The 26,000-nt window shown below is 43.1% G+C and carries 21 protein-coding genes and 1 tRNA gene; 17 read left to right on the forward strand and 5 right to left on the reverse strand.

Going from position 1 to position 26,000, the window contains the following annotated elements; genetic code table 11:
* Nucleotides 1-34: 34 nt before the first annotated feature.
* Nucleotides 35-1,171, forward strand: a complete 1,137-nt coding sequence (locus DXK30_RS05085; RefSeq protein ID WP_114700784.1) for a ribonuclease Z — start codon at nt 35-37, stop codon at nt 1,169-1,171.
* 40 nt (nt 1,172-1,211) lie between these two features.
* Here DXK30_RS05085 and DXK30_RS05090 read toward each other — a convergent pair whose 3' ends face one another.
* A complete protein-coding gene (locus DXK30_RS05090; protein ID WP_114701109.1) occupies nt 1,212-2,159 on the reverse strand; it encodes an ATP-binding protein in 948 nt (315 codons plus the stop codon).
* 216 nt (nt 2,160-2,375) lie between these two features.
* Between DXK30_RS05090 and DXK30_RS05095 the strand changes: the two genes are divergently transcribed.
* The 3 genes from DXK30_RS05095 (at nt 2,376) to DXK30_RS05105 (ending at nt 4,600) form a co-directional block, all read left to right on the forward strand.
* On the forward strand, nt 2,376-3,416 hold the full coding sequence (locus DXK30_RS05095; protein WP_114700785.1) for a serine/threonine protein kinase: 1,041 nt from the start codon (nt 2,376-2,378) through the stop codon (nt 3,414-3,416).
* 166 nt (nt 3,417-3,582) lie between these two features.
* A complete protein-coding gene (locus DXK30_RS05100) occupies nt 3,583-4,143 on the forward strand; it encodes a DJ-1/PfpI family protein (RefSeq protein ID WP_275895609.1) in 561 nt (186 codons plus the stop codon).
* A gap of 163 nt (nt 4,144-4,306) precedes the next feature.
* Nucleotides 4,307-4,600 carry a ribbon-helix-helix domain-containing protein gene (locus DXK30_RS05105; protein WP_240314079.1) on the forward strand — a complete coding sequence of 98 codons (294 nt, stop codon included), beginning with the start codon at nt 4,307-4,309 and terminating at the stop codon, nt 4,598-4,600.
* 213 nt (nt 4,601-4,813) lie between these two features.
* On the opposite strand, the gene DXK30_RS05110 is transcribed toward DXK30_RS05105, so the two are convergent.
* The 3 genes from DXK30_RS05110 to DXK30_RS05120 all read right to left on the reverse strand — a co-directional run bounded on the left by DXK30_RS05110 (nt 4,814) and on the right by DXK30_RS05120 (nt 8,343).
* A tRNA-Leu gene (locus DXK30_RS05110) sits at nt 4,814-4,898 on the reverse strand.
* 208 nt (nt 4,899-5,106) lie between these two features.
* Nucleotides 5,107-6,888, reverse strand: a complete 1,782-nt coding sequence (locus DXK30_RS05115) for a sigma 54-interacting transcriptional regulator (protein ID WP_114700787.1) — start codon at nt 6,886-6,888, stop codon at nt 5,107-5,109.
* Between the two features lie 90 nt (nt 6,889-6,978).
* Nucleotides 6,979-8,343 (reverse strand): two-component system sensor histidine kinase NtrB, encoded by a 1,365-nt coding sequence (locus DXK30_RS05120; protein WP_114700788.1) that lies wholly within the window; start codon nt 8,341-8,343, stop codon nt 6,979-6,981.
* Between the two features lie 136 nt (nt 8,344-8,479).
* Here DXK30_RS05120 and rimO point away from each other — a divergent pair, with 136 nt between their 5' ends.
* The 12 genes from rimO (at nt 8,480) to DXK30_RS05180 (ending at nt 23,655) form a co-directional block, all read left to right on the forward strand.
* Entirely contained in the window at nt 8,480-10,066 is a 1,587-nt protein-coding gene (gene rimO, locus DXK30_RS05125) for a 30S ribosomal protein S12 methylthiotransferase RimO (RefSeq protein WP_114700789.1), read from the forward strand.
* A 172-nt stretch (nt 10,067-10,238) separates the two neighbouring features.
* The gene (pyrH, locus tag DXK30_RS05130; RefSeq protein ID WP_057759121.1) at nt 10,239-10,964 is read left to right on the forward strand and encodes a UMP kinase; all 726 of its coding nucleotides are present in this window, start codon (nt 10,239-10,241) and stop codon (nt 10,962-10,964) included.
* Nucleotides 10,965-11,076: 112 nt separating this feature from the next.
* Nucleotides 11,077-11,631: a ribosome recycling factor gene (frr, locus tag DXK30_RS05135; protein WP_057759123.1), complete on the forward strand. Its 555-nt coding sequence runs from the start codon at nt 11,077-11,079 to the stop codon at nt 11,629-11,631.
* 389 nt (nt 11,632-12,020) lie between these two features.
* On the forward strand, nt 12,021-12,779 hold the full coding sequence (uppS, locus tag DXK30_RS05140; protein WP_114700790.1) for a polyprenyl diphosphate synthase: 759 nt from the start codon (nt 12,021-12,023) through the stop codon (nt 12,777-12,779).
* Nucleotides 12,780-12,960: 181 nt separating this feature from the next.
* Nucleotides 12,961-13,770 carry a phosphatidate cytidylyltransferase gene (locus tag DXK30_RS05145; RefSeq protein ID WP_114700791.1) on the forward strand — a complete coding sequence of 270 codons (810 nt, stop codon included), beginning with the start codon at nt 12,961-12,963 and terminating at the stop codon, nt 13,768-13,770.
* A gap of 166 nt (nt 13,771-13,936) precedes the next feature.
* A complete protein-coding gene (gene ispC / locus DXK30_RS05150) occupies nt 13,937-15,145 on the forward strand; it encodes a 1-deoxy-D-xylulose-5-phosphate reductoisomerase (RefSeq protein WP_114700792.1) in 1,209 nt (402 codons plus the stop codon).
* 96 nt (nt 15,146-15,241) lie between these two features.
* Nucleotides 15,242-16,618, forward strand: coding sequence for an RIP metalloprotease RseP (rseP, locus tag DXK30_RS05155; protein WP_114700793.1), 1,377 nt, complete (start codon nt 15,242-15,244; stop codon nt 16,616-16,618).
* A 262-nt stretch (nt 16,619-16,880) separates the two neighbouring features.
* A complete protein-coding gene (bamA, locus tag DXK30_RS05160; protein ID WP_114700794.1) occupies nt 16,881-19,295 on the forward strand; it encodes an outer membrane protein assembly factor BamA in 2,415 nt (804 codons plus the stop codon).
* 146 nt (nt 19,296-19,441) lie between these two features.
* Nucleotides 19,442-20,458, forward strand: coding sequence for a UDP-3-O-(3-hydroxymyristoyl)glucosamine N-acyltransferase (gene lpxD, locus DXK30_RS05165; RefSeq protein ID WP_114700795.1), 1,017 nt, complete (start codon nt 19,442-19,444; stop codon nt 20,456-20,458).
* A gap of 52 nt (nt 20,459-20,510) precedes the next feature.
* Entirely contained in the window at nt 20,511-21,047 is a 537-nt protein-coding gene (gene fabZ / locus DXK30_RS05170; protein ID WP_057759133.1) for a 3-hydroxyacyl-ACP dehydratase FabZ, read from the forward strand.
* 174 nt (nt 21,048-21,221) lie between these two features.
* Nucleotides 21,222-22,001 carry an acyl-ACP--UDP-N-acetylglucosamine O-acyltransferase gene (gene lpxA, locus DXK30_RS05175; RefSeq protein ID WP_114700796.1) on the forward strand — a complete coding sequence of 260 codons (780 nt, stop codon included), beginning with the start codon at nt 21,222-21,224 and terminating at the stop codon, nt 21,999-22,001.
* A gap of 301 nt (nt 22,002-22,302) precedes the next feature.
* Complete coding sequence (locus DXK30_RS05180; protein WP_114700797.1) at nt 22,303-23,655, forward strand: sodium-dependent transporter; 1,353 nt, start codon at nt 22,303-22,305, stop codon at nt 23,653-23,655.
* A 126-nt stretch (nt 23,656-23,781) separates the two neighbouring features.
* On the opposite strand, the gene tgt is transcribed toward DXK30_RS05180, so the two are convergent.
* Nucleotides 23,782-24,933, reverse strand: a complete 1,152-nt coding sequence (gene tgt, locus DXK30_RS05185) for a tRNA guanosine(34) transglycosylase Tgt (protein ID WP_114700798.1) — start codon at nt 24,931-24,933, stop codon at nt 23,782-23,784.
* Nucleotides 24,934-25,293: 360 nt separating this feature from the next.
* Here tgt and DXK30_RS05190 point away from each other — a divergent pair, with 360 nt between their 5' ends.
* Entirely contained in the window at nt 25,294-25,944 is a 651-nt protein-coding gene (locus DXK30_RS05190) for an SOUL family heme-binding protein (RefSeq protein WP_114700799.1), read from the forward strand.
* The last annotated feature ends 56 nt before the right edge of the window (nt 25,945-26,000 follow it).

The following is a 26,000-nucleotide window of genomic DNA, read 5'->3' on the forward strand; positions in this document are numbered from 1 at the left end:
GAGCTAGTACTCCTGATAAATAAAAGGCATCACTATGCTAAAGCTAACCTTTTTGGGTACCTCTGCAGGTGTACCGACCAAACAGCGTAATGTGACTGCACTGGCAATAGAGTGTCTGAATCCGCATAGCTCTGGCGTACAGCAAGGGAGTCGTCAACAGAACAATCAGAGTAAGAAATCGCGTCCATGGGTGCTGATTGATTGCGGTGAAGGCACGCAGCAGCAGTTGCTACATACTAAGCTCTCCCTACATCAATTAGCTGCTATCTGCATTACTCATGTGCATGGTGATCATTGCTATGGTCTACCAGGGTTGCTAGCAAGCGCTGCTATGTCAGGACGCCGTGAACCATTAACTTTGATTGCCCCAAAAGCGATTGCTACTTTGCTTGAAGCGATTACCGCCACTACAGAGCTGTATCTACCTTTCGCTCTCGACTTTATAGCGATTGAAGAGGTGTTGGCTGAGCAAGGTGATACGAACAAGGTTAACATTAGCTTAAGCGACCAACATCAGCTTGATATTGATATCACGCGGCTATCACATCGAGTTGCTTCTCATGCCTTTGGTATTACTCAGACTATTAGCCGCCGCATCCTTAATACAGATAAGCTTGTGGCAGATAGTATTCTAGCCAGTGCACTATGGGGCAAGTTACAGCAAGGCGAAGATGTCACGACTGAGGGTAATAGACAATTGCGCTCAGTAGATTATGTTGACAATGAGATACAGCGGACGCGAGTGGTGGTGGCAGGAGACAATGATGCGCCAAGTTTGTTAAGCAAAGCCGTTATCAATGCGGATTTATTGGTGCATGAAGCTACTTATACGCACGAGGTGCTCACTAAGATTCGAGCCAAAAACCCAGACTATGATCCGATGCATAGTAGCGCCCAATTGCTTGGCGAATTTGCGCAAGCGGCTGGACTCAAAAATCTAATTTTAACCCACTTTAGCGCGCGTTATCAGGGTTTTGATAATCCTAATAGCAAGACACCAAACATGGCATATATTCGTTTAGATGCTGAGAGCGTCTACAAAGGTAATCTTTGGTTAGCAGTAGATTTTGACCAATATATGGTCGATGGTGCAGTTGAATTGGCAGATAATCAAGAGGGCAGTCAAGAAGAGAATCGCGTGCAATATATAGGCTCTGCACGCAGTGATTAGACATGGCTAAGCTTAGATGTGATTTAGCGTTAAATATGACCTAGCGCTTACTGTCTTCGATAGCCAATTGTGTTTCACCACTCCAAAAGCGGCTGAACTGGTAAGCAACTCGTCCTGAGCGACCACCACGTTCAGAGGCCCAACGTAGCGCATCCTTTCTGATCTTATCAGGCATAGACTGACTTGCTAAAATGTCCTTAGCATCATTATCTATATCAGCTGAGATTTTTTGCTGCTCTAAATTCAGATAATGCTGAACGATATGCAGATAAGTCTGCTGATCCATAGGATGGAAGGTGAGGGACAAACCGAACCGATCTGATAATGACACGGTCTCATCAATGGCCTCATAGGGATTGACTTCATCCGTCTGCCCATTATAAATATCGACATTGTCTTTCATCATCTGCGGTAGCAAGCGACGGCGATTACTGGTGGCGTAGACCAGTAGTTTGTCTTGCTCAGAGTCTAGCGAGCCATCGAGCACGCTCTTTAGCGCACGATAGCTCTCGTCTTGACCATTAAAAGCGAGGTCGTCACAGTATACGATATAGCGGCAATGACAATCTGCTGGTAGGACATTAATAGCAGCACGAATCTTATCCAATACTTGCAGATCATCGCGCGCAACCTCAATAATACGCAAGCCTTCACTATAATGAGCTTGTAGCAAAGCGCGAATCAATGATGACTTACCGGCACCGCGTGTGCCTGACATTAATACGTGATTGGCAGGGTAACCTTTAATAAACTGACGGGTATTCTGTACCAGTTTCGATTTTTGCGTATCGATACCATGCAAGTCATCTAAGCTCAAAAACAAATTGACCGATAAAGCTTGCAGATGACCAGTGCGTCCACCAACCCAGCGATAAGCAAGCTGGCTCGGATCGATTTCAATAGTTGGTGTAACCCGCTCTTGTAAGTACTGACTGAGTAAGTCTAACAAAGGTGCGGGTAGGGCATAAGTAGGTTGATCAGATGGCATGGTCTGGATAGTTGGTTGTGACATAGTGGCTCTAGCAATTAAGGTTGTCTTTAATACCATACCCAAAAACACAATTAACGTTGCTAAAATTTCAGTACCTACAATCTTAGTGCCTACTAAGCGTAGTACTTGTAACCATTATTCGCGCTATTATTATCTTTGGAAATGATACGAATGGGAAGGCAATAATCTCACTATATTATGAGAAACAATACCATGGAAAATAGTGCCAGTAATCCATCTATTACGCAAGCTTTGCAAGCGCAGGCGGTGCAGCTATTGTCCATTATTACCCAAGAACTGGACGTACAGCATTTTAGTGAGATAGTGCATCAACGTATTGCTCAGCAAAGCACAGAACAAACGCAAGATGAGCATGCGCAAGTTGTTAAAACACAAGATATCGACAAGACTTACTTCCAAGGACTAACACGTGCCCAGCATCCGCAATTTGGTAGCGTGATGATTAAATGGCAGTTGAGTGATGGCGCTTATCCTATTGCTTCCGATTTAACTCACGAAGCGGATATTTTAGCTGCTGTAAATGCTTCATCGAAAATCAAAAATAACGCTATCGCACCTCCACTATTGGCTCATCATTGTGTAAACGTTCAAAAACTAGAGCAGCCTCAAAAGCTCGTGATAGTAGTTATGCCTTATTATCCTAATGCTAGCTTGGCAGGACAGTTGAGTGATCGAAATCAGCATTCATTGACGGTGCAACAAAAGCATCATTTCTTAGTACAATCCGCATACTTGATAGCCAATTTGCATCAGGCTGGCTGGCTACACAATGATATCAAGCCCAGCAATATTATGCTTGAGGGTTCTGACGATGAATGGCCAGCAGATACCATGAGTAATAGTCTGACCCCTAGATTGTTACTCACTGATTTTGCTTTAGCACAATGTATGACGATGGCTAATAGCCAACCAAATCCTGCTGGCACACCCGCCTATCTCGCACCTGAGCGCTGGCAAGGACAGAAGGCAACTATACAAAGTGATATCTACGCGTTTGGTGCAATGATGGTTGAGATACTAACAGGAAAACGCCCGTTTCAGATAAATGCCGACAGCCATGATAAATCAAAAGCGTGGGCGATTCAGCATTGCCAACAACTCATTCCAACGTTGTCAGCAGAATACAGTCATTATCAATGTATTGTCGATAAAGCATTGGCGAAGCGGGAAGAGAGACGGTATCAGGACATGGATAAGATATTGATAGATTTAAAGTTATTAGAAAATAGCTGAATTTATTATTTATTTTAAAAAGTGATTGTTTGTAGTATTCACATATTACCTAGTCGTTGTTTTTTATGTTTGAATGGATATTCAGGCTCATTTTAAGTTCAGTCGCTATAAACTAATTTGGGTTACCATATTTCATTACAATGTTTCATTACAATACAGTGAGAATATCATGGCTAAAGTACTTATCATTACCGGTGATTTTGTTGAAGATTATGAAAACATGGTTCCGTTCCAAGCACTACTAGCAATGGGGCATGAGGTTGATGCGGTATGCCCAGATAAAGTGGCAGGCGATAGCATCGCTACCTCAATACATGATTTTGAAGGTGATCAAACTTATACCGAAAAACGCGGCCATAATTTTGTCCTTAATGCGTCTTTTGCTGATATCAATGTAGAAGAGTACGATGCTTTGTATTTGCCGGGTGGACGTGCGCCAGAATACTTGCGCTTGAATGCTAAGGTCATTGCAATGATTCAGCATTTCGCAAATACTGATAAACCGATTGCCTCAGTTTGCCATGGGCCACAAATGCTGACGGCTGCTGGCGTATTGAAGGGTAAAAAAGTATCTGCTTATCCTGCGTGTCAGCCAGAAATAGAAATGGCTGGCGCTGAGTATGTCACGTTACCTATGGATGGCGCTATTACAGATGGTCAACTGGTAACAGCACCTGCATGGCCTGCCCACCCAGCGATGCTAAAGCAGTTTGTTGCTTTGCTATAAGTATTAATTCGGGTCTGTTGAACGTTCAATAGACCCCAGTATCGAGAGAGAATATATATATGTGCCAACTTTTTATTAGTGCTGACGACAGCTTATGGAGCTCTAAAACCAAATCACTTCGAATTCAGGGAGTTGTCACCTCAATTCGTTTAGAAGTTTTTTTTTGGATATATTAGAAGAGTTGTCATTTCGTGATCAAATGACGGTTAATCAACTGATCACTAAGCTATACCTTGAATCTCTCGATGCTGATCATGATATTGGCAATTTCACCTCTTTTTTAAGAGTTTGTTGTTCTCGTTATTTATCCTTAATAGCAGATGGCGATCTTTCTCGCGAAACAAGATTGCCTTTAGAAAAAGTCGATGCAAGAAATATTATTCAACGTGAAAACATCCGTAAAAATCAACGTAGTGCATTATTCAATGATAGTGAGGGAAATCTTTCTATTAATTAATTATGCCTATGGCAGGTATATGCAAGCATTGGCAAAGCAGGTAGAGAGGAGCTATTAGAGTACGGAAGAGGTGTTAAAGGATTTAGAAAGGTTAAAAAAACAGATTAATACTTTTGATGATTCATTCTATAGTTCTAACACCAAATTCCAGACACAAAAAAACCTGCTAAAAAGCAGGTTTTGATATTTGGTCTAAGATGTACTATCCGAAAATGGTGGGGCTGGAGAGACTCGAACTCTCACACCTTGCGGCGCCAGAACCTAAATCTGGTGCGTCTACCAATTCCGCCACAGCCCCATTTTCGTTACTCTATCATCAAAAGCGATTAAACTCAAACGCTATCTAGATAGTTAACTGATTCGGTAGTGCGTCTCAGTGGTTGGCTATTATATAGAGTTTTAATTGTTTGGCAACCCCTATTTTTAATTATTTATCATTAATTTTCGATATTTACTTTAAGTAATTGATATTAATAATAATTTATTATCGTGTTTTATGCGTTTATTTATTCTTTCGTTGGTACTCTTGGGGCAGAGATATCCAACTGCTGTAATTTTCGTGTCAGAGTATTGCGTCCCCAACCAAGTAAGCTCGCGGCTTCTATCTTTTTACCGCCACTATGATTGAGTGCTGCTGTTAATAAAACGCGCTCAAACTCAGGGGTTGCTGTTTGCAAAATATCAGTTTCACCCGTGCTTAACGACTGCTCAGCCCAATCAGCCAATGCTTGTTGCCAACTTTGGCTTTTAGGCAACGGGCTACTTCTATCATTTTGATGACTGTTTAATGAACTGCCATTTAACACATCGCCATTTTGTACCAAATGCTTTTGAGCCTCTTCTTCTGCTGCGCCGTGCTCTTCATAAAGCACCGTATTAGGTGAGATATTTTCAAGTAGCTCTGGTGGCAGATCTGTCGCCATCACCGTATCACCAGTGGCCATAACCGTGAGCCATAAACAGACGTTTTCTAATTGACGCACGTTACCACGCCAGTCAAACGTCTGCATAATTTGCAATGCGGCAGGATGTAGATGCTTCGGAGTGGTATTCATTTGTTCTGCGGCAGACTGCATAAAGTAGAGGGCCAATGCAGGAATGTCTTCAGGTCGTGTACGTAGTGGTGGTAGGGGTAATCGAATGACATTGAGGCGATAAAACAAATCTTCGCGGAATCGGCTTTGTTTTACCAGCTCTTCTAAGTTTTGGTGAGTGGCTGCGATGATACGTACATCGACCTTTATTGGCTGTTGACCACCAACACGATAAAACTCACCATTGGCCAATACGCGTAACAGCCGTGTCTGAGTGCTAAAAGGCATGTCACCGATTTCATCTAAAAATAGAGTGCCACCGTCTGCCTGCTCAAAACGGCCTTGACGCATCGTTGTTGCACCAGTGAACGCGCCTTTTTCGTGACCGAATAGCTCAGACTCGATCAAGTCATGCGGTATGGCTGCCATATTAAGCGCAATAAATGGTTGTTGCTTACGCGGGGAGTGCTGATGTAGAGCACTGGCTACCAACTCTTTACCTGTTCCAGACTCACCAGTGATTAAGACGGAAATGGGGGATTGAGCCAGTCTGCCAATAGCACGAAACACCGTTTGCATGGCTGGAGATTGTCCAATGATGCCGCTAGGGTTCCCGTTATCTTTGGTTACGCTGGCACCTTTGTTCTTATTTTCTTTAGTTGTCTTACTGATAGGTGCTACTTTAGGTTTTATCAAGCTTTCAGTGGAAATGTCAGATGTTGTATTGGTATTGGATTCATCTGAAAGGGGGACAGAAGTTGTTTCTAAATTAGGCTGATAATTGATGGCTTTATAAATCGTTGCAACTGCATCATCTAAGTCAAAAGGCTTGGGTAGGTATTCAAAAGCACCAGTCTGATAGCTATTGATAGCAGAGGTCAGGTCTGAATGTGCCGTCATAATTACGATTGGCATTTTGGGGAAATGCCGATGGACCCAGTCGCTAAAAGACAATCCATCCATCATTGGCATACGAATATCGGTCAATATGACGTCTGGTAGTTGCTCAACTGATTCTTGCTGCTTTAACACATCATTAAGGCGAGTCCATGCTGCTTGTGCTTGAGTAAAACTGATAACGGTCAATCCAGCATCTTCAAACGTGTCGGCCAACACCATACGTAGGGCTGCATCGTCATCGATTAACCACAATGTTGCAGGGTGGTCGCTGGGTGCATTATTCACAGTTACTATTTGTGATTGTGGTGATTGATCATCGCTTTTAGGTTGGAGGTCGTCGCTATATTCAGTCATGTATTGGGCCTAATCAGCAATTATTGATGGTAAGTTGGGGATTGGGAGTTGGCGTTAGGAAACTTAGCAGCCTTTAATTCATAATTTGTTTTATGTCTCAGTGATGGGTTGAGTAAATGGTAGATATAGCGTAAATCGGGTTTGCTTATACTCTTGCTCTTTTGTTGAGCTCACATCAATCATACCATGATGATGACTAATAATATCTTGGACGATGGATAATCCAAGACCTGTACCGGCCGCACGGCTAGTGACCATTGGGAAAAATATCTGACCGATCAATGCTGGATCAATACCTGATCCGTTATCAGTAATAGTAATTTGCATCACTTGCTTGTGCTGCTGTCCGACGATCGTATGCTGAAAGGCAACCCGTGTTTGGATATGCAATGTCGGTTGATAGTCAGAACTGCTCTCAGTTTGTATGGCAGCTTGTGGTGATTCTTGAGACTCTGAGATTTTATTCTGTTGTAGTGTTTGTTCGAACTCAGTCATCGACTCACAAGCATTATTAATAAGGTTTAAAAACACTTGAATCAGCTGATCCTTATCTGCACACAACTCTGGCAATGATAAATCATAATCACGCTGTAACACTACCTGTGGATACTGATTGGTCACTAAGGTTAAGACATGCTCTAGAGGCTCATGGATATTAAGCGTTTGCCAGTTTGGCAGTTGATTGGAACCCAGAAGCTGCCCAATAAGATGGGTCAATCGATCAGTTTCTGAAATAATAATGTCCGTATAGTTACGCAGTTTTTGATTCATTTTTTGCAAATCATGCTGCGTGTCAGCGTTGGTAGTTGTCAAAGCATTATCAACACTAGAGGCGCTAGTAGTAGATGCGTCGCTGAATTTAATAAACTGCCGTTGCAACAGCTGGGCTGCCCCGCGAATACCAGCAAGAGGGTTTTTTATTTCGTGTGCCACCGAGCGTAGCATATGACGGGCAACTGTATATTGCTGCTGTTGACGCTGCTCCTCAGAGATACGACTTTGACGATCTTTACCCCACATCTCGATAATAAAATAAGGCTGCTGTTCATAGATGACTGGCGTGACGCTATAGTCGACTGACAATGATAAACTACCATTTAGCGGTGTTTTTATAATGTGGTCATGATCGATAAAAGGCTGCTGATAGTTTTGCGCTTGCACAAAGCGCTCGGTCAAAGAGTATGCTGGCTCGCTCGAAGGCTCATTTTCATTTGTATCATTACTATCATTAGCTATAGATGGAGTATCTTTGGTCTTCAATTCATCAGGTGCGAGCAGGGTTAAAATGGATTGATTGATTAATCTGCCGCTACTAATGGCGAGTAGCTGCTCGGCTTGAGCATTCAACCGTGTGATTGATAGCTCATCGTTGACCCATAAAATAGCGGTGAATAAATGCTGAGATATAAATGCGAGGTCAGGGGTTGTTTTGGCGGTTATAAAATCAGCGTTCATCAGTAGTGCCCAAAAAAAGTCAGATGCTTGAGATAATATTTAACCACAAATCAAGACTATAGAGCGGCAAAACTGGTGATTTTTGCAAAAAAAACGTACAATGCGCTCAGCCAATTTATCTCTAGCAAGGTCAGCCATGTCCAAAACTTCTACCGAGTCAGTGAATACGACAGCAACAGCTCCTCTATCTGCCGTAAAAGACACTGCCACTATCTTCAATCCTGCCGCGCCTACCATAGTACAAGCGCAGAGTCAGGCAGATGTCAGTCAAACAGATACCAAACAACCGTACCATCATAAAGCCAACCACAACCAGAACCGTAGTGTAGCCCAAAGCAGTGATGTTACGACTGCCAATGCGACTGCTACGATGCCAGTTAGTGCAGCGCCAAAGATTGGTTTTGTGTCACTAGGTTGTCCAAAAGCATTGGTAGATAGTGAGCGTATTATCACTGAGCTAAGCCGTGATGGCTACCAAGTGGCCAGTGATTACGACGGTGCTGACTTGGTCGTGGTAAACACTTGCGGCTTTATTGAATCAGCGGTACAAGAGTCGCTCGATGCGATCGGCGAGGCCATTAGCAAAAACGGTAAAGTGATTGTCACTGGCTGTTTGGGCAAAGAAGCAGACAAAATCCGTGAGATGCATCCAGCTGTATTAGCAGTGACGGGCGCGCATGCCTATGACGAAGTGATTACGGCAGTGGCGCAGCATGTGCCTAAGCCAAATCGCAGTCAGGACGCCAACTATGATCCAAAAATAGATTTGATTAATGAAGCGGGTATCAAACTGACCCCAAGCCATTATGCTTATCTAAAAATATCAGAAGGCTGTAATCACCGTTGTACGTTCTGCATTATCCCAAGCTTGCGCGGTGATTTGGTATCGCGCCCGATTGATAATGTAATGAACGAAGCACTGGCACTCAAAAAAGCTGGCGTGAAAGAATTACTTATCATCTCGCAAGATACCTCGGCATATGGTCTTGACCTAAAGTACAAGACCAGCTTTTGGAATGGCATGCCGCTCAAGTCTAAGTTTTATGACTTATGCCAAGCATTGAACGATTTAGGCATTTGGGTACGCCTGCATTATGTCTATCCGTATCCACACGTAGACAAAGTTGTTGAGCTAATGGGTGAGAAGAAACTGCTGCCTTATCTGGACATTCCGTTCCAGCATGCTAGCCATCGCATTCTAAAGGCGATGAAACGTCCTGCGCATAGCGAAAACACCTTGGCTCGTATCAAAGCGTGGCGTGATATCTGTCCTGATATCGTGATTCGCTCGACCTTTGTGGTTGGCTTCCCTGGCGAGACCGAAGAAGATTTTCAGTGCTTGCTTGATTGGCTGGTTGAAGCACGTCTTGATCGCGTGGGCGCATTCACTTATTCAGAAGTAGAAGGCGCAGTGGCCAACGACTTGCCTGACCATGTCCCTGAAGACATCAAGCAGTCTCGTTATGAGCGTTTAATGGCGCTACAGCAAGATATTTCAGCGCAAAAGCTACAGGAAAAAGTAGGCAAGACCTTAACGGTATTAGTCGATGAAATTGATAGCGATGAAAATATTGCTATTTGCCGTAGCTATGCTGATGCACCTGAAATTGATGGTCATGTCTATGTTGATGACATCAACACTCAAGTTAAAGTAGGGCAGTTCTTAACAGTGACTATCGATGATGCTAGCGAATATGATCTGTTCGCCAGTTATCAAGGCTAGATATCCAATAAGATATGCGAGTGAAAATTGCCCAATGGCGGGCAGTTTTTGCTACAATTAGCGCAATTTAGCCTTTTTAATACGCTTAGCTGTAAGTGTAGCGTTGTGGGCAAACTCGATTTGTATTTTACCGATAATTTTCTTTATAATTTCATGATAACAAGGTGACCTCATGTCTGACAAAAACCCGCGTTACGCTCGTATCTTGCTGAAACTCTCCGGTGAAGCCTTAGCTGGTAGTAAAGACATGGGTATTGATACCGAAGTGCTTGATAAAATGAGCTTGTCTATTGCTCACTTGCGTGGACTTGGTGTCCAAGTTGGTATCGTAGTTGGCGGTGGTAACTTATATCGCGGTGCACAGTTACAAAAAGAAGGTCTCGTTGGCCGTGTCACTGGTGATCAGATGGGCATGCTAGCGACCGTTATGAACGGACTGGCAATGCGTGATGCGCTTGAGCGCCGCAATATCAAAACGCGTTTGATGTCAGCGTTACCGATTGGTGAAGTCACCGAAAGCTATAGCAGTCGTAATGCCATTCGTTACCTTAAAAATGGCGAAGTTTGTATCTTTGTGGCAGGTACGGGTAACCCATTCTTCACCACTGACACCGCTGCTTGTTTGCGCGGTATCGAAATCGAAGCTGGTTTAATTTTAAAAGCGACTAAGGTCGATGGCGTCTATGACAAAGATCCAAGTCTACACGACGATGCAGTCAAATATGACGGTCTGACTTTTGACGAAGTGCTAGAGCAAAAACTAGGCGTCATGGATTTAACCGCTATCGCATTATGCCGTGAGCATAACGTACCGCTACAAGTGTTTGATATGACAAAACCTAATGCATTATTGAATGTCATCATGGGTGAAAATGAAGGCACACGAGTTTTCCATTAATTGATGCGGTATTAGTAAATAATATCAGTAAACAGCTAACGATTAGCAACGAATATTTAATATCCCAATAGCAAATAAAAGATTTGTCGGTAACGACAAATAAGGATACACAATGATTAAAGAGATTAAGCAAGACGGCGAAGCACGCATGCAAAAAACATTGGAAGCGCTTGAAAGCACTTTCAGTAAAGTTCGTACTGGCCGTGCGCATCCAGGTATGTTGTCAGGTGTGATGGTCAGCTACTACGGTTCTGATACACCATTGAACCAAGTGGCAAGCGTAAACGTTGAGGACTCGCGTACCTTACTGGTTCAACCGTTTGACCGTACGATGGTACAAGCAGTAGACAAGGCCATTCGTGAAGCAGATTTGGGTCTAAACCCAATGTCTGCTGATGTGATTCGTGTGCCGATGCCAGCATTAACAGAAGATACTCGTCGCGATATGCAAAAGCTTGCACGTGGTGAAGCTGAGAGCAGCCGAGTGTCTATCCGTAATATTCGCCGTGACATGATGAATGATATCAAAGACTTGGCAAAAGAAAAAGAAATCTCAGAAGATGATGAGCGCCGCGCGAGTGATGACATTCAAAAAATCACTGACAAATATATCGAAACGATCGATGCTCGCTTGAGTAAAAAAGAAAGCGATTTGATGGAAGTTTAAGACTAATATACTTGTCATTTATAGCAAGAATCAGTTCGGTAGACTATCTGTAATTGAGCAGCCAATACTTTGTAGCTATTGGCTGTTTATTATTGTGTAGACTGATATAGTTAATCCTCTATAAAAGAGTCGCAGCGTTAACCTCGATTGAAGTATCGCATATACATCTGAACTCGGGTGCCTGGTCTCTCTTTTAAACTGAATCAACTATATGCAGCCATATCTAGAACATGCCAAAGATATGATTGATTAGACTTTGTTCATCGCATTCTGAGCATTAAAAATTCACAATATAATTATGATAAGTTAGTGAATTATATAAATGGCACTTTTTATTCGCCGTTGCACACGTTATTATTATTTTACCTTAACAATAAGCAAGTCCGCCTATGTCCACTTCAGCCGTTTTGGCGTCCGCTATTCTTCCTCGTCATATTGCCATTATTATGGATGGTAACAATCGCTACGGTAAGGCCAATAATTTAGGCCAAGGCCAAGGTCATGTAGCGGGTAAAAATGCGCTAGATCCCCTCGTTGACTACTGTGTCAATACAGGCATTAAGGTGCTGACAGTCTTTGCATTTTCTAGCGAAAATTGGCAGAGACCGCCTAGTGAGGTAGCATTATTGATGCAGCTACTCACGTCGACGATTCACGAGCAAATGCCGCGCATGAATGAGTATCGCATTCGCTTGCGTTTTATTGGTGATCGCAGTCAACTCAGTGATTCCTTGCAAACACTAATGGCTGATGCAGAAGAAAAGACAGCAGAGTTTGAGGCGATGACGCTGGTGATTGCGATTAGCTACGGTGGACAGTGGGATATTGCAAATGCAGCAAAGCATCTGGCTCAGCAAGTGCAAGCTGGTAAGTTAAAAGCTGAAGATATCAACAAAGAGCTACTAGGTAATTATGTACAACTTGCCGACACGCCAGCAGTGGATATGCTAGTGCGTACGGGCGGCGAGTATCGTATTTCTAATTTCTTATTGTGGCAATCTGCCTATGCTGAGCTGTTTTTCACTCCGACACTATGGCCGGATTTTACGGCAGAAGAGCTGGCAATGATGGTCGCAGAGTTTGCTAAACGTCAACGCCGCTTTGGCAAAACCAGCGAGCAGATAGTAACAGAGCAGCAAGATCAATGAGCAGCTAGTGGATAGGTAAGTTCAGTCGGTTCAGTTCAGTTAGTATTGTATAACTGGTCAATCCTGCTGGTTTATGCAATGATAAACCGTTGGATTAGTACTATCACTAGGCCATCGTTAGTTAGCTGCTATAATGCATTTTTTGACCATCTGTTCTTTATTATTATAAGGCTCGATAAGTATGTGGCAACGAATTAAAACGGCAATTATTCTCGTTATTATCGTTGGTATTGCAATGTTTGCGAGCCAAACGCCTATTTTATTTGCACCACTATTGGTCATTGGGGTCATCATTGCCGCTCATGAGTGGGCCAAATTGATGCCTAAGTGGCGCCAACCTGCTGTATTTGTTCTATTGATTTTAGCGCTCACTATATTCTCACTGATGTTTAAAGTGACTTGGTTGTTTTGGTGGGTGGCGTCACTCGTTATATGGCTGATGGCGCTGTCTTGGGTTCGAGTCTTCCCAACACAAACAAGATGGTACGGCAACCAATTGGCAATGATGGGCGCGGTTATTTTGACGGCATCTATTACGGCGATGTTCTATCTCTGGCAGCTATCCGCATGGTGGCTGCTGTATGTGTTTTTATTAGTATGGTGTGCAGATAGTGGCGCATATTTCGTTGGACGCAAGCTTGGTCGCCGAAAAATGGCACCCAATGTCTCACCCAATAAGAGCATGGAAGGGTTGGCTGGTGGCCTCGTCACAGGGCTGTTAGTTGTGATAGCTATCAGCGTCTTCAAATTACAGCTGACCGGTATACCGTTAATCGCATTTGTAGCGTTATCGGCCATCACTATTCTTGTTTCTGTACTTGGAGATTTGTTTGAGTCGATGCTCAAACGCCGTGCGGATGTCAAAGATTCAGGCACTATCTTGCCAGGTCACGGTGGTATCCTTGACCGTATCGATTCACTATTGTCTGCAACACCGATATTTGCCCTTGGTTTTTGGGCGTTACAGCAGTTTGGTTTGATAGTGGTATAAGGTTATATAGCAGCATTTTTCTATTTGAACCTGTTCTGTAGCTAGTCCACAATAATATTGGTATAAGTGAGCTGAGTGTGAGCGATACATTAGTATGATAAGCATGACAATTTTATAGTTAACAGACAATATTCTATTTTATTATTTTTAAGTATCATGGGCATTGATGGTTATGACGCAACGCATCGCCGTACTAGGCGCGACAGGCTCGATTGGCGATAGCACCTTAGCAATATTGGCGGCGCAACCGCACACTTATGAAGTCTATGCGTTATCAGGCTATCATCGCTTAGACAAGCTATTTGCGCTTTGCCAGCAGTTTTTGCCGAAACGCGTCAGTGTGCCGACGTCAGCCGTAGATGATTTTGCTAACAGGCTTAAAGCAGCAGGGATTGATAGTGATGTCGTAGGGGGCGAGGCAGGATTGGTAGATATTGCCACTGACTCACAGACTGATACGGTGGTAGCGGCGATTGTAGGGGCGGCAGGGTTGCCATCCACGTTGGCAGCAGCACGTGCAGGCAAACGTATCTTGTTGGCCAACAAAGAAGCCTTAGTCATGGCAGGTAAAGTCATGATCGATGCGGTGAAGACGCACAAAGCTACTTTGCTGCCACTCGACTCTGAACACAATGCCATTTTCCAATGCTTGCCACTCGCTATTCAGCAAGATAATACGCAAATCCATCAGCCAAATCATGGTGTCCGCAAACTATGGTTGACAGCCTCTGGTGGGCCATTTTTGCAGCAATCGTTCGAGCAAATGCAGCAAGCAAGCGTCGCAGAAGCGGTCAAACACCCTAATTGGTCAATGGGTCAAAAAATATCTGTCGATTCGGCCACGATGATGAATAAGGGACTTGAGCTGATAGAAGCCTGTCACTTATTTGATTTGCCTGAAGATAAGATAAATGTGGTTATTCATCCACAAAGTATCATTCACTCAATGGTAGAGTATAGCGATGGCAGCTTTTTAGCACAGTTGGGTAGTCCAGACATGAAAACGCCCATTGCGCACGCGCTGAGCTACCCTGATCGGATGGATAGTGGCTCGCAGCCGTTAGACTTATTTGCGCTTAGTGGTTTGGAGTTTATTGAGCCTGACTTGCAAAAATTTGCCTGCCTGCGTTTGGCTCGCCAAGCAATGCAAGCCGGAACACAAGCCACGATTGTGCTTAATGCGTCAAACGAAATTGCAGTAGCAGCGTTCCTAGATGGGAAGATTCGTTTGACGGACATTGCTAATATTAACGAACAAGCCTTAAATGACATACAGCTGCCACCATTGAACGAAACTGCTGACATAGAAGATATCTTGGCGATCGATAAGATTGCACGCCATCTGACCGATAAGTTGGTAGCAAAGCTGACATAATCGTAGCAAGCGTCTCTTAGCTGATATATGACATTGATAAACGATATTAGCGAAGATGTTAATAAAAATGCTGAGTGACAATACTGAGAGAAAATCATGACGTTTTTACTAACACTTCTTGCCGCCATATTTGTCTTAGGTCCGCTTATTGCCTTACACGAGTGGGGGCATTATATTGTGGCGCGGCTTTGCGGTGTCAAAGTACTAACGTACTCTATCGGTTTTGGTCCTAAAGTTTTTGGTTGGACCAGCAAAAAGAGCGGTATCGATTATCGTATCTCAGCGTTGCCACTTGGTGGCTATGTAAAAATGCTGGATGAGCGTGAAGGTAATGTCGCAAAAGATGAGCAGCACCTTGCGTTTAATCGACAGCATCCGCTCAAGAAAATTGCTATCGTTGCAGCTGGCCCTATCATGAATTTTGTTATCGCTATCGCGCTATTTTGGGTACTGTTTATGACCCCATCTGAGCAGTTGGCGACTAAGATTGGACAGGTACTACCAGATACGCCTGCTGCGATGGCACAGCTGCCAGTCGGTGACAAAATCGTTGCGATTGATGGACATGATGTGCAGACATGGGAAGGTATTAACTATCGCCTTGCAGGACGTATGGGTGAGACAGATAATGTTAGCATTACCTTGCAGTCAAACGCCCAAACCAATCAGTCGACTAAAGCCTATCAAGCACCCGTCACACAGTTTATGCAAGGTGAGGCTCAAGGCAAAGACGCATTGACCAGCTTTGGTATGTTGCCGTGGCAGCCGCAGATTGCGCCGATTGTAGGCGGTTTGGCTCCCGAAGGTGCCGCTAGCCGCCAAGGTCTGAAGGTTGGCGACCGTATTACTGCTATTGATGATACAGCAATCGAAGATTGGATTACTGCTACACGTATCATTCGTGATAATCCTGAGACGCTATTGAACTTTACGGTGTTGCGTGATGATAAGTCTGTACAGTTGCAAATTATGCCCCAAGGCAAAAAAGACAACTTGGGTAATGATTACGGACAGATTGGTGCGATGGTGGATCGGACTGAGATTGTGATTCCTGATGATTACAAGACTACCGTGGTCTACGGTCCTAGTGAGTCGTTAGTTAAGTCGTTTGAAAAGACTGAGCAGCTCGCGGTAATGACCGTAAGCTCGATGGGAAAAATGTTGTCAGGTATGATTGGCTTAGACAATTTATCAGGGCCAATTACCATTGCCAAAGTCGCCAAGCAAAGCTTTGATATCAGTTGGCAGATGGTATTGTCGACAGCGGCGCTTATTAGCCTGAGTCTTGCCGTCTTAAACCTTTTGCCGATTCCAGTATTAGACGGTGGTCATATTGTCTATCATTTTATCGAGCTGATTCGCGGTAAGCCACTGTCTGAAGGTGTGCAAATGGTCGGTCTAAATATCGGTTTACTCTTGCTGGCAGGTTTCATGGTGTTAGCAATTGGTAATGACATCAGCCGGCTATTTTGATCGGCTGATAAGCAATATGGCTGATAAAGCACGATATACTAATGGTTTTACGCCTATTATAGGCTGATTATTGTTATGATAGGCATGCTACTCTGTGTCTTAGCCTCTGTACTAATCGTAATTTTTAGTTTATTTTGTGATGCAATTTATATAAAGTGTTCTGAGTTACCCTTGCATGGGTTTATAACCTTGCGTGAATGGGTTAGACAATACGTGCCTTTTAACTTAACTTAAGCAATTTTTTTATTGACGGATAGTGTTTATGCGTACGCCTTTAATTATGAGCGCGGCTGGGTTGCCGTTAGTTGTAGCGATGATGAGTATGCCAGTACAGGCTGCAGAATTTGTAGTAACTGACATCGGTTTTAATGGCTTACAACGCCTAACCCCTGATAGCCTCTATCCGGTCTTACCTGTTACGGTAGGCGATACGGTGAATGATAGTAGCTTAGCTGCCAGTATTAAGGCGCTATATGCAACTGAGAACTTTGCTGATATTCAAAGCCGTGTCGAAGGTGGCAAGCTAAGGTTTGACGTCATTGAGCGTCCAACGATCGCTGAAGTTACCTTTGAAGGTAACAAGCTTATTCCAAAAGAAGGGCTTGAGCAGGGATTGAAGAATGCTGGACTGTCTGCTGGTGACGTGCTCAAGCAGTCTACTTTGCAAGGCGTGGCCAATGAGCTACAACAGCAATATATTAGCCAAGGTTACTACAATAGCAATATCGAAGTAGATCAAACAGTCCTTGATGGTAACCGTGTGAAACTTGACGTGCGCTTCGTAGAAGGCAAGCCTGCTAAAGTTGTCGATATCAACATTATTGGTAACAAACACTTTAGTGATGAAGAGATCAAAGACGTTTTCGCGGTAAAAGAATCTTCATGGACGCGTCTGTTATCTAAGTCTGATCGTTACGCTCAAGAAAAACTGGCCGCCAGTTTAGAGAGTTTAAAGGCGCTATATCAGAACGATGGTTATGTGCGTTTTTCAGTCGATAATGCCGTACTAAACATCAGTGAAGACAAGAGCAGCGTGTTTATCGAAGTTAGCCTAAGCGAAGGCGAGCAATACCAGTTTGGCGAAGTGAACTTTTTAGGTAAACCTACCTTTGAAAATAGTGAGCTAAAAGAGCTGGTTAGCTTTGCATCTAATGAGAAATACTCGCAAGCAAAACTAGACGAAACCACTGCTTCTCTTAAAAGACGTTATGGTAATGAAGGCTATTATCTAGCACAAATCAGACCAGTACCACGTATCAATGACGATACGAAAATGGTCGATGTCGATTACTATATCGACCCTGCACGTCCTATCTACGTTCGCCGTATAAACTTTACAGGTAATATCAAAACGCAAGACGAAGTATTACGTCGTGAAATGCGTCAGTTGGAAGGTACGCTGTCTTCTAATGACAAAATTCAGCTGTCACGCACGCGTTTGATGCGTACTGGCTTCTTTAAAAATGTCACTGTCGACGTAAAACCAGTTCCTAATCAGCCAGACCAAGTTGATGTAAACTATGTGGTTGAAGAGCAGCCTTCTGGTAGCTCAACGATTGCAGCTGGTTACTCACAGAGCGGCGGTGTAACCTTTCAGTTGGATCTGACTCAAAATAACTTTATGGGAACAGGTAACCGTGTTAAAGCTGCGCTTTCACGTTCAGAGACTCGTGACTCATACAGTTTAGGTTATACTGATCCATATTTCACAGAAAATGGTGTCTCACAAGGTATCAGTGGTTATTATCGTGAAACTAAATATGATGATAGAAACGTTAGCAACTATGTGACTGATGCATATGGTGCGACACTGAACTATAGTTATCCTGTAGATGAAACGAAACGAATTAGTGCCGGTCTAAATGTTGATAAAACGTCTGTTCGTGGTGGTCGCTTCCTTGGCATATCAAATGTTCAAGAAATAATTGATGATGGTGGGACAGTTGAAGACTTTACTGGAGATTTTGAAGGTCGTACAGGTTTTAAAAACGACTATCAGACTTATAATTTGTTATTTGGTTGGGACTACAGCACTTTAGATCGCCCAGTTTTTCCGACTAAAGGTATGAGCCATACAGTTGACGCGACTATTGGACTTGGTGATAATAATTACCAAAAACTTGTGTATCGCGGTAATATATACTATCCGCTTTATAAAGACTGGATAGCACGTGGTTATACCAAACTTGGATATGGTAACGACTTACCATTTTATGAAAACTTCTATGCTGGTGGTTATGGCTCAGTACGTGGCTATGAATCTTCTACACTAGGACCTAAGTCAGAAAGTTACTATAATGCTATTAATGGTAATACTGAGAATTTGGACGAGGAAGTCGGCGGTAATGCACTAGCAACGGTTGGCGCTGAACTGATCTTACCGATGCCTTTCAAGGGCGATTGGGCAGACCAAGTACGTCCAGTTTTATTTGCTGAAGGTGGTCAGGTTTTTGATACTTCTGATAAAGAGGATCGTACTTTTATCAATCCTAGTAATGGAAATGATACAGGCGTGCCCCTACTGACTCAAGATAATGCCTTCCGGTACAGTGCGGGTGCGGGGGTCACTTGGTATACTCCGATTGGTCCAATTTCACTCAGTTACGCGATACCATTTGGTGACAAAGAAGGTGATGAGACTGAAAAAGTCCAGTTCCAGATTGGTAATACATTCTAAATTAGTGACATTATTCTCATCTATTTGAGCAGTTTCGAAGATTGTTCCAAATAGACGGAAATATCATTAGAACTTAGTAGGTCGTCAAAACGCATTGTCATTTTGGCGACCGTTTCATTTATAACCATATTTTATTAATAATCATTATGATAACGATTGAGCAACTCATCACTCAAATTGAGCAGCGTCAGCCCATTATTAATAAGGCTGAGATTGATACTGAGCAATTGTGTCAACCATTCAGTAGCGTCGGTAGTTTGACGACGGCCAGTCAGCAGCAGTTAAGCTTTTTGGCAGATCCTCACTATATCTCTAGCTTGGCTAGCAGTGACGCAGGCGCGGTGTTGGTGACGGAAGCATATCGTGACCAAGTGCCTACCTCAGCGATAGCGCTAGTCGTCTCAAATCCATATTTGGCTTATGCCAGTGCCAGTCAGCTGTTTGCACGTCATTCTTTATCTAACGGGATTCATCCTAGTGCTGTGATTGCAGACAGTGCTGTTATTGGCGAGCAAGTCAATATCGGCCCTTTTTGCGTGATTGGTGACAATGTACAAATAGGGTCGCGTAGCTCACTTGATGCTCATGTCGTGGTTGAGGCCAATACCAGTATTGGCACCGATTGTGTGATTAAGTCGCAAGTCGTTGTCGGGCCTGATTGTGTTATTGGCAATCACGTTAGATTGCATGCAGGGGTCAGTATCGGATCTGAAGGGTTCGGGTTTGCGCCTACTAAAGATCCTAGTAACACAGGTTGGGAGCGCATTGCCCAGTTAGGCCGTGTCATTATTGGTGATCATGTACGAGTTGGTAGCCAGACGTGTATCGATCGTGGCGCTATCGATGATACCGTTATTGGTAATCACGTTATTATTGATAATTTGGTACAAGTTGCTCATAACGTCCGTATCGGTGATGGTACTGCTATCGCTGCTCAAACGGCCATTGCGGGTAGTACTACGATAGGTAAGCGCTGTATAATAGGCGGCGCTGTCGGTATCACAGGGCATATCGAGATTACAGACGATGTTATTTTGTCTGGCATGACCATGGTAACCAAATCCATTAAAACTGCTGGTTCATATTCATCTGGTACTGCTGCAATGCCGACTGCTAATTGGCGACGTGCTGCTGTACGTTTTCGTCAGCTAGGCAATAACTAATGCAAACACAAACAAATAATAGATATTCAAAACACAGCAAGGAAGCGTCATTATGAGCAATAACAATATAGATATCCCAACTGATGAAGACGTTAAAAGCTTGGCTGAGCAAGGTCTTACGCTACCATTGACGTATCATACGATTAAGCATTATTTACCGCATCGTTATCCTTTTATGCTGGTAGATCGTATTGTAGCTTGTACGCCAGGTGAGTGTATTACTGGTATCAAAAACGTGACTATTAATGAAGAGTTTTTTAACGGTCATTTTCCTGATGAGCCGATTATGCCAGGTGTATTGATGGTAGAGTCAATGGCGCAGGTGTCAGGGGTTCTCGGTTTTATCAGTGCAGGACTGACAGCAGAAGACGGTTACCTTTACCTGTTTGCAGGTGTGGATAAAGTCCGTTTTAAACGTCGTGTGATTCCTGGTGATCAGCTTATTATTCGTGCAAAAACTGTGATGCAAAGACATGGTATCTATAAATTTGATTGTACTGTTCATGTCGAAGATGAACTGGCTGCTAGTGCGCAAATTATGATTGCACGTCAAGAGCAGCAAAAACCTGCTAATACGAAGGGTGCTTAAGTTTTTAAGAAGCCATGCTGTACGAAGAGCGATATTAATTCGCTCAGTATAATTTGCAATAAACAGCTATATGCAAACTCAACAACGCAACTGGTATTAGCTTCGTTAGTAACACTGAAATAGCGATACTTTTTTTATTATTTACTCGCATCAAATGATACAAGGGCCCATCTTATGAGTCAGATTCATCCTACAGCACTCATCTCACCGTCCGCGCAGATTGACGAGACTGCTATCATCGGGCCCTATTGTATCGTTGGTGATGAAGTATCAATTGGTGCGCATACGGTTTTGCATAGACATGTCGTAGTGACTAAGCTAACTCGTATTGGCCAACACAATGAGTTTTATCAATTTTCTAGTATTGGTGAAGATCCTCAAGATTTGAAATATGCAGGTGAGCGTACTTGGCTTGAAATCGGCGATCATAATACGATTCGTGAAGCCTGTAGCTTACATCGCGGTACAGCGCAAGATGGCGAGCTGACTAAAATCGGCAGTCATAATCTACTGATGGTAAACACCCATGTCGCACACGATTGTGTCATTGGCGATCATAACGTACTGGCTAACAATGTTGGTGTGGCAGGGCATGTGACTATCGGCGACCATACCATCATCGGTGGCAACTCAGGCATACATCAGTTTTGTACAGTAGATGACTATAGCTTGATTGGCGGAGCCAGCCTCATTCTAAAAGATGTGGCTGCATTTACGATGGTATCTGGCAATCCAGCAAAGGCTCATGGACTCAATATCGAAGGTATGCGCCGTAAAGGTTGGTCAAAAGAAACCATTAATGTATTACGTCAAGCGTATCGTACGATTTTCAGATCAGGTTTGACTACTGCACAAGCGTTGGAAGTCTTACATAATGAGCTGTTGGCTAAAGAGCCAAAAATTCAGCTACTTATTGATTCATTACAAAATAGCAGCCGCGGTGTTGTCCGCTAAAAAAATACAACTCGATTAATGATGAGTTTGATACTTTTAATCAGCTAAATTCTTATGGAATGAAGGCGAATTAGATGAAAGCCATAACTATTTGTTATGGCTTTTTATATTTATGAGCACTTGACTTTTTTGGTCGCTTAGCAGAAACTGAGCGTTTACGATATTGTAATCAATTCTTTCTTAATGTTGCTGGGCGCTTCACATCGAAGCGTTTACTAAATAGTTCAACGGTAAGGCCGACTATTTATGTTGATCAAGGAAGATTATCAGTAACGTTAATTGAAGCACGAGGACGGAAAAAATGGCTATCAATAAACAAGAACATGCCCAATGGAGCTCAAGCTTTGGCTTCGTATTGGCAGCAGTAGGCTCAGCAGTGGGTTTAGGAAACATATGGAAATTTCCATACATGGTTGGCGAAAGCGGTGGTTCAGCTTTCGTTATTGCTTATTTGTTCTGTATCGCGCTGGTCGGTTTTCCGATATTAGTTGCTGAATGGTTAATTGGTCGACGTGGTCAAAAAAACCCAGTTAATACTTTTTCAGACGTGGCAGCGACTGAAGGTAAGTCGCGTAGTTGGGGTATCGTTGGTGCTACTGGTATTTTAGGTGGCTTTTTAATTCTATCGTTCTATAGTGTGATCGGTGGTTGGGCGCTTAACTATATCACTAAAGTTGCAACAGGTAGCTTTGCTGGTCAAGACAGTGATTCTGTTGCTGCAACCTTTGATGCTATGCTTGCATCAGCTGGTACATTGACGATTTGGCATACGGTATTTATGATTTTAACCGCTGTCATCGTTGGTATTGGTGTGACAAGTGGTATCGAAAAAACAGCTAAGATTTTAATGCCATTATTGGGTGTAATTCTGTTCGTTATCGTTGGTTATAACGTGATGAACGGTGGATTTGGTGAAGCAGTTGCTTACTTATTTACCCCAGATCTTAGCAAACTAACGGCTGATGTTATGCTTGCAGCATTAGGTCATGCATTCTTCACTCTATCAATTGGTATGGGTATCATGGTTGCTTATGGTTCGTATTTGGGCCGTGAAGTGAACTTGCTAAAAACAGCACGTACCGTTGTTATTTTGGATACGGTTATTGCGTTGGCTGCTGGTCTTGCCATCTTCCCAATTATCTTTAGCAATGGTTTAGATCCGGCATCAGGTCCTGGTCTTATCTTTGTAAGCTTACCAATTGCTTTTGGTAGCATGGGTGCAGGTACTATCATTGGTGCATTGTTCTTCTTGCTTATTACCTTTGCCGCTATCACTTCATCTATCTCGTTACTTGAGCCAACCGTTGAGTTGTTAGAAGAGCGCACGTCGATGAGTCGTACTGTATCGACTATCGTGGCAAGTACAGTAATCTGGTTGTTAGGTATTGCAGCATTGCTATCGTTCAATCTATGGTCTGACTTTACTATCATGGGTAACGGTATCTTTGATGCATTAGATAAGCTTACTAGTAAGTTCCTACTGCCTCTAACAGGTCTGGCTGCAATCGTATTTGTTGGTTGGAAAATGGATCAACGTGACATTCAGCAAGAGCTTGGTTTATCTAATGGTACATGGCAGCTGTGGCAAATTGTTGCAAAATTCATCGCACCAATCGCTGTTATTGTAGTATTTGTGACGTCATTGATGGGATAGTAGTCAAAACAGACTCTATTTAAATCATTAGTGATAAAAGCAGCACAGAAAAAGGGCTTAAGATTATTCTTAAGCCCTTTTTTATTTCAACAGATATCGTTATACGTTCGTGAATATTAAACAGGATTAACGCAAGTTTAACTCAGGAACCGTTTGACCGCGTTTGGCATAAAACTCGTTTACAAACTCATCAAATTTATCTTGTTCGATAGCATCTCTGATACCTTGCATCAAACGTTGGTAATAGCGTAAATTATGAATAGTCGCTAACTGAGCACCTAGCATCTCTTTACACTTATTAAGATGGTACAGATAAGCACGGCTAAAGTTTTGGCAAGTATAGCAGTCACATTCAGGATCTAATGGGCCTTCATCATTGCGATATTGGCTATTACGGATACGTACCACACCAGCATTGTCTGCATCGCCCGTCACAAAGTAATGGCCGTTACGCGCGTTACGCGTTGGCATCACACAGTCGAACATATCTACACCGCGGCGTACGCCTTCAACTAAATCCTCGGGCTTACCAACACCCATAAGATAGCGCGGCTTATCTGCTGGCATATCATCAGGCAGATAGTCTAGGACGTCTATCATCTCTTCTTTAGGTTCGCCAACTGATAGACCGCCAATAGCATAACCATCGAAGCCAATCTCTAACAGGCCTTCGAGTGATTGCTGACGCAAATCAGGATACATGCTGCCTTGTACGATACCGAATAATGCGTTGGTACTGCCCAGTCTGTTGTGCTCATCGATACAGCGCTGTCCCCAACGTAGCGATAGCTCTAACGACTTTTTCGCTTCATCATGAGTGGCTGGATACGGCGTACATTCATCGAACTGCATGACGATGTCTGAGTTCAAGCTGTACTGAATCTGCATAGATTTTTCTGGTGAGAGAAATACCTTAGCGCCATCGATAGGAGATTTAAAATTGACGCCTTCTTCGGTAATTTTACGCATCGCACCAAGGCTAAATACTTGGAAACCGCCCGAATCGGTCAAGATAGGCTTGTTCCAATGCATAAACTTATGCAGGCCACCAAATTTATCAATAACTTCGGTACCCGGACGTAACCATAGATGAAAGGTATTGCCTAGAATAATATCAGCACCAATGGCTTCAATATCACGTGGCAGCATGCCTTTGACCGTACCATAAGTACCAACAGGCATAAAAGCAGGCGTTTGCACGTCGCCATGATTGAGATGAACCGTACCACGGCGTGCACGCGTTGCACCGCTGGCCGTTTTATGTAAGACAAATTGCATATGATAACCGCTATTTAAGCTATGAAAATGGCGCTAATTATAGCATTGTTAGCGGTTGTTTGGACATATAGTCAGAGAATCACTGAACTACTACGGCGTTACTCTCCCTAAATATACTACTTGTAAAATTTTTAGTTAGCTGCCTTGTACCCGTTTTAGCGTTTTTTAACTATAGATACTAGATGTCATCGATATATGCTCAATATACACTTTGGTCAATACCACTTTACCATAACTAAAAAACACAGATAGCACGCCAAAAGACACAGACAATGCTAAAGGTCTGTTGATACAGTAGAAGTTATACAGGTGAGGTAATAATCATTGCCACATCATGCTTTTAGATGCTGGAGACATAATATGAAAAAGACAGCTTATTTATTATTGAGTGGTTCATTATTGATATCAGGAGGGGCTATGGCTACCGAAGAGCCGAAATACACAGTATTGACGCAAGTAGATGACTTTGAGCTGCGTCGCTATGATGAGCAGCTATTGGCGCAAACGTGGGTGAGTGGTGATCAAGACTCAGCAAGTCGTGAAGGATTTAAGGTTTTAGCGGACTATATTTTTGGTAATAACACAGCACCAAGTGGAGACAGTAGTAAAATCAGTATGACGGCACCTGTCACGATGCAAGCTGATATTAAAGAAAGTGATAATAAGTCACAGAAAATTGCCATGACAGCACCAGTCAGTATGCAACAAGACGATGGTAAGTGGCGCGTGCAATTTACGATGCCTAGTAAATATACGCTGCAAACACTGCCTAAGCCGAACAATCCAAACGTTGAGATTATAGAAGTACCCTCACAAACTTACGGTGTGATTAAGTTCTCTTGGCTCGCAGGAGAAGATAAAGTAGCGGAAAAAACCGAAGCGCTGCAAACATGGATGCAAGGCCAGAATTTGACACCTACAGGCGAGCCTGAATTGGCCCGTTATAATCCGCCTTGGACGCTACCATTTTTACGTCGTAATGAGGTGATGATTGCGTATCAATCTAAATAGTAATCGATCCATAAAAAAAGACAGCAATCGCTGTCTTTTTTGTGCTTAATTTAAGG

Origin of the sequence: Psychrobacter proteolyticus (genome assembly GCF_003350005.1) — a bacterium.
Lineage (GTDB): Bacteria > Pseudomonadota > Gammaproteobacteria > Pseudomonadales > Moraxellaceae > Psychrobacter > Psychrobacter proteolyticus.

What these genes read in the sequence shown, in the direction of transcription:
- DXK30_RS05090 (WP_114701109.1), bottom strand. Translation starts at nt 2,159, where the DNA reads ATGCCATCTGATCAACCTACTTATGCCCTACCCGCACCTTTGTTAGAC.
- pyrH (WP_057759121.1), top strand. Translation starts at nt 10,239, where the DNA reads ATGTCTGACAAAAACCCGCGTTACGCTCGTATCTTGCTGAAACTCTCC.
- DXK30_RS05115 (WP_114700787.1), bottom strand. Translation starts at nt 6,888, where the DNA reads ATGACTGAATATAGCGACGACCTCCAACCTAAAAGCGATGATCAATCA.
- rseP (WP_114700793.1), top strand. Translation starts at nt 15,242, where the DNA reads ATGACGTTTTTACTAACACTTCTTGCCGCCATATTTGTCTTAGGTCCG.
- DXK30_RS05095 (WP_114700785.1), top strand. Translation starts at nt 2,376, where the DNA reads ATGGAAAATAGTGCCAGTAATCCATCTATTACGCAAGCTTTGCAAGCG.
- lpxD (WP_114700795.1), top strand. Translation starts at nt 19,442, where the DNA reads ATGATAACGATTGAGCAACTCATCACTCAAATTGAGCAGCGTCAGCCC.
- fabZ (WP_057759133.1), top strand. Translation starts at nt 20,511, where the DNA reads ATGAGCAATAACAATATAGATATCCCAACTGATGAAGACGTTAAAAGC.
- DXK30_RS05120 (WP_114700788.1), bottom strand. Translation starts at nt 8,343, where the DNA reads ATGAACGCTGATTTTATAACCGCCAAAACAACCCCTGACCTCGCATTT.
- DXK30_RS05145 (WP_114700791.1), top strand. Translation starts at nt 12,961, where the DNA reads ATGTGGCAACGAATTAAAACGGCAATTATTCTCGTTATTATCGTTGGT.
- ispC (WP_114700792.1), top strand. Translation starts at nt 13,937, where the DNA reads ATGGTTATGACGCAACGCATCGCCGTACTAGGCGCGACAGGCTCGATT.
- frr (WP_057759123.1), top strand. Translation starts at nt 11,077, where the DNA reads ATGATTAAAGAGATTAAGCAAGACGGCGAAGCACGCATGCAAAAAACA.
- uppS (WP_114700790.1), top strand. Translation starts at nt 12,021, where the DNA reads ATGTCCACTTCAGCCGTTTTGGCGTCCGCTATTCTTCCTCGTCATATT.
- rimO (WP_114700789.1), top strand. Translation starts at nt 8,480, where the DNA reads ATGTCCAAAACTTCTACCGAGTCAGTGAATACGACAGCAACAGCTCCT.
- DXK30_RS05180 (WP_114700797.1), top strand. Translation starts at nt 22,303, where the DNA reads ATGGCTATCAATAAACAAGAACATGCCCAATGGAGCTCAAGCTTTGGC.
- bamA (WP_114700794.1), top strand. Translation starts at nt 16,881, where the DNA reads ATGCGTACGCCTTTAATTATGAGCGCGGCTGGGTTGCCGTTAGTTGTA.
- lpxA (WP_114700796.1), top strand. Translation starts at nt 21,222, where the DNA reads ATGAGTCAGATTCATCCTACAGCACTCATCTCACCGTCCGCGCAGATT.
- tgt (WP_114700798.1), bottom strand. Translation starts at nt 24,933, where the DNA reads ATGCAATTTGTCTTACATAAAACGGCCAGCGGTGCAACGCGTGCACGC.
- DXK30_RS05190 (WP_114700799.1), top strand. Translation starts at nt 25,294, where the DNA reads ATGAAAAAGACAGCTTATTTATTATTGAGTGGTTCATTATTGATATCA.
- DXK30_RS05085 (WP_114700784.1), top strand. Translation starts at nt 35, where the DNA reads ATGCTAAAGCTAACCTTTTTGGGTACCTCTGCAGGTGTACCGACCAAA.